This is a genomic window from uncultured Maritalea sp. (genome assembly GCF_937139385.1).
In the GTDB taxonomy this organism is placed as follows: domain Bacteria; phylum Pseudomonadota; class Alphaproteobacteria; order Rhizobiales; family Devosiaceae; genus Maritalea; species Maritalea porphyrae_A.
This window is the reverse complement of record NZ_CAKZPW010000161.1, coordinates 1-6,526: the sequence shown is the minus strand read 5'-3', so window position 1 is coordinate 6,526 and position 6,526 is coordinate 1. Positions and strand designations below refer to the sequence as shown.

Genomic DNA, 6,526 nt, shown 5'->3' with positions numbered 1-6,526 from the left:
GAAGGCAGTTGGATGGCTGATGATCGTATTCGGGTCAGAGATTTGATACCGGCTTTGGGGTTTAGTGGTCTTGCAGCTTTGCTTGGTGTTGTGGGCTACATGCGTGCGCCAGACCATGGCGAAATGGCCGTCGTTTTCCCTCCATGGATCGATAGCAATGTGATTGTACAATCCATTGTTCAGTCCGGCGCACAATTCGTTTCTCCCTCAAAACTACCCAGTGTTTTTGTCATCCGTTTAGAAACTGAGCAGACCAGGCGTCGCTTGAGCGAAAGTGGTGCTTTGTTGTTTGTTGCAGCCGCAGGAATATGTGGACCTGCATCAACCGCGGCGTTCGTTAAGGAGTAATTATGTCTATTGAGCAACTGCGGGCTACCGCCACAAAATATGCGATGATTTTGTGCTGTATTCTTGCTGCCTCCGTCTGCGGCATTGAATATTTTGTGCAAGGAGCACCCTCCATTGGGTCAGCCATCGCTGTTGCTGGTTTGGTTGTGCTTGGCGCGAATTTTATTATGCAGCGCAATGGCGTTGCGTTCCGCTTCGCTGCGGTTGCCGTGCTTATGGGACAGGTCATGGGCTTGCTCATTGCAGCAAAAGGCCATCCATTTCAGAGTGATATGCATATGGCATTCTTCTCTGCCTTGGCATTTTGCGCGTTGTTCTATGATCACCGCCCCATCATTCTTGGCGCGTTGTTGGTTGTGGCACATCACTTGTTTCTTGGTATGGCATTTGAAGATTTGGTTTTTTACGGCGGCGGATCCATCGAACGCGTTGCGCTACATGGAGTAATACTTGGTGGTGAAACCGTGGCTTTGGTTTGGATGATGACCAATACCCAAAAACTGCTTGGCATTGCGCAAGAGAAATCTGATCTGGCCGAGAGTGAAATGGAACGTAGAACTCAAGTTTCCGCTGAACGTGAAGCCGCACAAACCACAACAACAGAGCAACGTGAGAAAATGGTAACGGACTTGCGCGAAGCGTTTGGTGGCGTGGTACTGGCGGCCGCTGCAGGTGATTTCACACAACGAATTGACACGAACTTCCCTGATGATGAATTGAACCTTTTGGCTGACGCGGTGAATGAATTGGTGGAAACCGTGGAACGCGGGCTCTCTGATACTGGAGATGTTTTGTCCGCACTGGCCAGCTATGATCTAACCAAGCGTATGGTTGGCACCTATGAGGGCGCTTTTCTTGAGTTAAAGCAGAACACAAATACAGTGGCGGACCGCTTTGCCACATGTGTATCCCAAATCGGGGACACTTCACGCGCGCTAAAACAAGCGACCAGCGAAATATTGGCAGGTGCAAGTGACTTGTCAGAACGCACAACGCGTCAGGCGGAATCTATCCAAGAAACCTCCGCAACCACGGGTCAGTTGGCCGAAACTGTGCGCGACAATACCGAGCGGGCCAAAAAGGCACAAAGTTCAATCACCGAAGCACGTACCGTTGCAGAGCGTGGTGGGCAGGTGATGGCTGAAGCCAATGAGGCGATGCAGCGGATCACTGAATCTTCGAGCAAGATCTCAGATATTATCGGCATGATTGACGACATCGCCTTCCAAACGAATTTGTTGGCCCTAAACGCCTCTGTTGAAGCAGCACGTGCTGGTGAAGCGGGCAAGGGCTTTGCTGTCGTTGCTGTTGAGGTGCGCCGTTTGGCCCAATCGGCAGCCCAGGCCTCTTCTGAGGTGAAGGTGCTGATTGAACAATCTGCGGTTGAAGTTGATGGCGGCACCAAGCTTGTTTCCCAAGCCTCTGAAAATTTAGACGGCATTGTGACATCAGTGCGTGGTGTTACAGCCTTGATGGATGAAATTGCCCGCGAAAGCCAAGAACAAGCCGCTTCGATTGGCGAAATCTCCAAATCGATCCACGAAATGGATCAAATGACACAGCACAACGCTGCTTTGGTTCAACAAACCAACGCGTCGGTTGATAAAACACAAGCCCAAGCAACTGAGCTTGATCACATGGTTGAACGGTTCCGTATTGATGGCCGTGAGCCACGTGCAGGTGGTGCTAAAACAGTGGCCGCTTAAAGCGGATTGTAGGCGATAGCAAGCATTGCCGATCTATCGGTCAAAAACATTGCTGTAGAATATCGACCCGATTAGGTGGAAACCTGATCGGGTTTACTATATCAACGTCATGTAGTGCAGTGTTGAGGAGCAGGCTGACCTTTAAGTTGGTTTGGGCAATTACGTGAAAAAGTCACTTGGGCTTGTGGCTCATGACGAAAAAAAACAGCTTCTTGCTGACTGGTGCAAAAAGCACAGTACAAAGCTGTCGCAGCTCGATCTATATTCGACGGGCACCACGGGCAAGAAAATCATTGAATATGCAGGTCTTAGTGTGACCCGATTGGCAAGCGGCCCCATGGGCGGTGATGCACAGTTGGGGGCAATGATTGCTGAAGAGCGGCTTGATGGGCTGATCTTTTTTATAGACGGCCTTGCCGCAATGCCGCACGATGTTGATGTGAAAGCGCTCATTCGTTTAGCAACGATTTACGATGTGCCTTTTGCATGCAACCAATCAACCGCGAATGCGGTGCTTGAATTGTTCTAAAGACGTAGGGATCTATTGATTGACCGATGGGTCGGTTTTGGGGCAGTTTGTAGGACAATAAACTCCGACAAGAGGGGAATTCACGGGGTGAAAAACGAAAATATGATTGAGGTACGGGGGGTCTCCAAAAGTTTTGGAGGACTGAAGGCCGTTTCAGATTGTTCGTTGCAAGTTGAAAAGGGCTCAATTACGGGCTTGATCGGGCCAAATGGCGCGGGCAAAACGACGCTTTTCAATATTGTGGCGGGCACTTTGATGCCGGATGAGGGACAAATCATCTTTAATGGTGAGGATGTGACAGCGCTTAAGCCGCACGAATTACATACCAAAGGCATGCTGCGCACGTTCCAAATTGCACACGAGTTTTCAGCCATGACGGCGCTTGAAAACTTGATGGTGGCCGCTTCTGAGCAGCCTGGCGAAAGCCTTTTCCAGTCGTGGTTTAACGTCAAACATGTGGCAGAGTTCGACATGGAAGTGCGCAAGATGGCTCTTGATGTCATCGACTTTTTGCACCTAGGACACGTGAAAAACGAGTTGGCGGGCAATTTGTCAGGTGGGCAAAAGAAGCTGCTTGAACTTGGACGCACCATGATGACTGACGCAAAGGCTGTGCTTTTGGATGAGGTCGCTGCGGGCGTGAACAAGACGCTTTTGAAGGATTTGGCGAGCAATATTCAGCGCATGAACAAAGAACTTGGCTACACGTTCTTTGTGATTGAGCATGACATGGATTTGATTGCAGAGCTGTGTGATCCGGTGATTGTGATGGCGCAAGGCACCAAGATTGCTGAGGGGCCGATGGAAGATATCCGCAATAATCCTGAAATTATTGAAGCCTATTTCGGCACTGCCGTGGAGGTTGCATCATGAGTTTGTTAGACGTCAAAGACGTACATGGTGGTTATGGCGGCGCGCCAATTCTTAATGGCGTGAACATGTCGATTGAGCGCGAAGATATTGGGGTGATTGTTGGGCCAAACGGGGCCGGAAAATCAACCACATTGAAGGCCATCTTTGGATTGCTGGAAGTGACCGGCGGCTCGATCACCCTTGATGGGCATGAAGTTGCCAATCAACTGCCAGACAAGTTGGTGCCGCTAGGTCTAAGCTTTGTGCCACAAGAGTTTAACGTGTTCACCGAAATGACCGTGCACGAAAACTTGGAAATGGGCGCTTACATTCGTGAAGATGATTTCAGCGCTACGCTGGATTATGTCTATGAAATGTTCCCACCGCTCAAAGACAAGCGGAAGCAAAAAGCGGGCGAATTGTCTGGTGGTCAGCGCCAAATGGTGGCCATGGGCCGGGCTTTAATGAGCCAGCCAAAACTATTGTTGCTCGATGAACCATCTGCTGGGCTCAGCCCACGCTATATGATGGAAATCTTTGAAACGGTTGTAAACGTCAATAAGTCCGGAGTGGGCATATTGATGGTTGAGCAAAATGCACGCCAAGCACTTGAATTTGCCTCAAAAGGCTTTGTGTTGGCAGGGGGAAAAAACCGGTACACCGGAACCGGACGGCAGCTATTGGACGACCCAGAAGTCGCTCAAAGCTTCCTTGGCGGTTAGAGGGGATCTAACGCTATGAATGAATTTATATTCTTTTTGAACAAAGTGATCATTTCAGGCGCTACGCTTGGATCGGTCTATGCACTTGGTGCTGTTGGGGTGACCCTTATTTTTGGTATCTTGCGGTTTGCGCATTTTGCGCATGGCGACATGATGACCTTGGGTGCCTTTATTTCGTTTATGCTGGTTGGCATTTTCCAATCGCTTGGTATTCAAACACCTTTGCCAACAGGCTTTATTGTTTTGCCATTTGCCATGGCCATTACAGCGGGTTTGGCTTTGGGGATCGACAAAGGATTTTATGAACCTTTGCGGGCCAAAGGGGTGAAAACGGTTACATTGCTGATCGCTTCGATTGGTGTGACGCTGATGTTGCAAGGTTTGATCCGCTTGTTTGCGGGCACGGCAACACGCAGTTTCTTTGAAAATGAATCCAAAGACCTGTTCCGCTTTAAACTGCCCATCGAGGGCGTTCGTTCGATCAATATATCAGAACCACAAATCCTGGTAATTGTTACAACGATCATAACGGTTCTTGTGTTGCATTTCTTTTTGACCCGCTCGCGGATCGGTAAAGGCATGCGCGCTATGGCTGACAATCCAAGCCTTGCACAAGTTTCTGGCATTAATACTGCAAGTGTTGTGCGCGCGACTTGGATTATTGCCGGCAGCTTGGCGGCAATGGCGGGTACTATGTTGGCGCTTGACGTTATCTTGAAGCCGGATTTGGCCTTCAATATCGTGTTGCCAATTTTTGCCGCAGCTGTTGTGGGTGGTCTTGGCCATTCCTATGGGGCAATTGCTGGTGGGTTCTTGATTGGCTTCGCTGAAACAATGTCTGTTTTCAACTGGTCGATCATGTTCCGTGGGTTCGACAGTTTGCCCGATTGGTTCCTCAAAGATCTTTCTTTGGTGCCAACCGAGCATAAATTGACTGTGGCCTTCATCATTCTTGTTGTGGTGCTATTGGTTCGTCGACAAGGAATCTTTAAAGGAGCATCATCATGATACGTCGCGATGCGATTTTGTTTGCCGGTCTCGGAGTTCTTGTGCTTGCGCTGGCAAATTGGTTCTCTGTTCCTTACACGTTGCAAATTCTTGTTAACGCGTTCGCCTATGCGCTGATCGCGCTGGGGTTGAACGTACAATGGGGATATGCGGGCCTATTTAACTTTGGTGTGATGGGCTTTTTGATGGTGGGCGGGGCGTCGGTGACGTTCGTTTCCTATCCCCTCAACGATGCATTTTGGTCCTCAGATGGTCCGTTCATGTTGTTCAAAGCCTTGTTGGCTGCGATCGCTGGTGGTGCGCTGATTTGGGGCGTAACGCGTATGCCCAAGAAGGGCAATCTGGCCAAACTGCGTGGCTTTTTGTTGGTGATTGCATGGGCTGTTGCCTATGTGGTTTATCGCTCTCAAATCGATCCTGCAGCGCGCTTGATTGAAGCCGAAGCTGACTTTGTTGGCGGTCTTGGCTTGCCTGCGATCTTTGGGTGGGTATTTGGCGGCATTATGGCCGGTATTATTGCCTATATCATCGGTAAAATCTGTCTTGGGCTGCGTACCGATTATCTGGCGATTGCAACCATTGGTGTTTCGGAAATTATCCGGGCGTTGATCAAGAACATGGATTGGCTCACACGGGGCACATTGACTGTGTCACCGGTGCCATGGCCCACGCCATTGCCTGCCGATATTAGCGCATCAGGCGTAGCAAGTCCTGACATGGCGATCTTGTTGGCCCGGTCGGGTTTCTTGGCCGTTGTTATGCTTTTGGTTGGGATTATTTTCTTCTTCTTGCAACGCGCATATGAGGGCCCATGGGGCCGAATGATGCGTGCGATTAGAGATAACCATATTGCTGCAGGTTCAATCGGCAAAAATGTGACCAAACGTGAGTTGGAAATCTTTGTTCTGGGTGCCGTGCTTATGGGCGTCGGTGGGGCAATTTTGACCTCTTATGTGCAATTGCTCGATCCAAGTGGCTATCAGCCGATCAACCACACCTTTATTGTGTGGGTGATGATTATTGTTGGCGGTGCGGGCAATAACTATGGTGCGCTATTTGGCGGCATTTTCATCTATATCGGATGGACCATTTCAGAACCCGCATCGGTGATCCTGTTTAGTTTCATCAGCGATATGTCCGATGGCGTTGGTATAGGTGCGATCCCTGATATTGAGTCTCGAGCCCTGCAAATGCGGGTGTTTGTGCTTGGCATGGTGATCACTCTGGCCCTGCGTTATGCGCCTCAAGGTATGATCCCTGAGCGGGTACGTACTCAAGAGGGCTAGGCCTTCTGGTCATAAAGCTGAATCGAAACGCCGCTTCATTCATTTGGCGCGGCGTTTTCTTTAGATTACGGACAA

General features: G+C 49.7%; 7 protein-coding genes. All 7 read left to right on the top strand.

Annotated elements, in window-relative coordinates; translation table 11 throughout:
* On the top strand, positions 1-348 hold a 348-nt coding region (locus tag Q0231_RS06790; RefSeq protein WP_299346647.1), incomplete at its 5' end, for a hypothetical protein.
* Between the two features lie 2 nt (positions 349-350).
* Positions 351-2,054, top strand: coding sequence for a methyl-accepting chemotaxis protein (locus Q0231_RS06785; protein WP_299346645.1), 1,704 nt, complete (start codon positions 351-353; stop codon positions 2,052-2,054).
* Between the two features lie 163 nt (positions 2,055-2,217).
* Positions 2,218-2,583 carry a methylglyoxal synthase gene (locus Q0231_RS06780; protein ID WP_299346643.1) on the top strand — a complete coding sequence of 122 codons (366 nt, stop codon included), beginning with the start codon at positions 2,218-2,220 and terminating at the stop codon, positions 2,581-2,583.
* Between the two features lie 102 nt (positions 2,584-2,685).
* Positions 2,686-3,456 carry an ABC transporter ATP-binding protein gene (locus Q0231_RS06775; protein WP_269395368.1) on the top strand — a complete coding sequence of 257 codons (771 nt, stop codon included), beginning with the start codon at positions 2,686-2,688 and terminating at the stop codon, positions 3,454-3,456.
* Positions 3,453-4,157 (top strand): ABC transporter ATP-binding protein, encoded by a 705-nt coding sequence (locus tag Q0231_RS06770; RefSeq protein WP_367274475.1) that lies wholly within the window; start codon positions 3,453-3,455, stop codon positions 4,155-4,157. Before Q0231_RS06775 ends, Q0231_RS06770 begins: the two co-directional genes overlap by 4 nt.
* 15 nt (positions 4,158-4,172) lie before the next feature.
* Positions 4,173-5,165, top strand: a complete 993-nt coding sequence (locus tag Q0231_RS06765; protein ID WP_299346641.1) for a branched-chain amino acid ABC transporter permease — start codon at positions 4,173-4,175, stop codon at positions 5,163-5,165.
* Entirely contained in the window at positions 5,162-6,451 is a 1,290-nt protein-coding gene (locus Q0231_RS06760) for a branched-chain amino acid ABC transporter permease (RefSeq protein ID WP_299346638.1), read from the top strand. The genes Q0231_RS06765 and Q0231_RS06760 overlap by 4 nt, the downstream gene beginning before the upstream one ends.
* The last annotated feature ends 75 nt before the right edge of the window (positions 6,452-6,526 follow it).

What these genes read in the sequence shown, in the direction of transcription:
- Q0231_RS06785 (WP_299346645.1), top strand. Translation starts at nt 351, where the DNA reads ATGTCTATTGAGCAACTGCGGGCTACCGCCACAAAATATGCGATGATT.
- Q0231_RS06765 (WP_299346641.1), top strand. Translation starts at nt 4,173, where the DNA reads ATGAATGAATTTATATTCTTTTTGAACAAAGTGATCATTTCAGGCGCT.
- Q0231_RS06775 (WP_269395368.1), top strand. Translation starts at nt 2,686, where the DNA reads ATGATTGAGGTACGGGGGGTCTCCAAAAGTTTTGGAGGACTGAAGGCC.
- Q0231_RS06760 (WP_299346638.1), top strand. Translation starts at nt 5,162, where the DNA reads ATGATACGTCGCGATGCGATTTTGTTTGCCGGTCTCGGAGTTCTTGTG.
- Q0231_RS06770 (WP_367274475.1), top strand. Translation starts at nt 3,453, where the DNA reads ATGAGTTTGTTAGACGTCAAAGACGTACATGGTGGTTATGGCGGCGCG.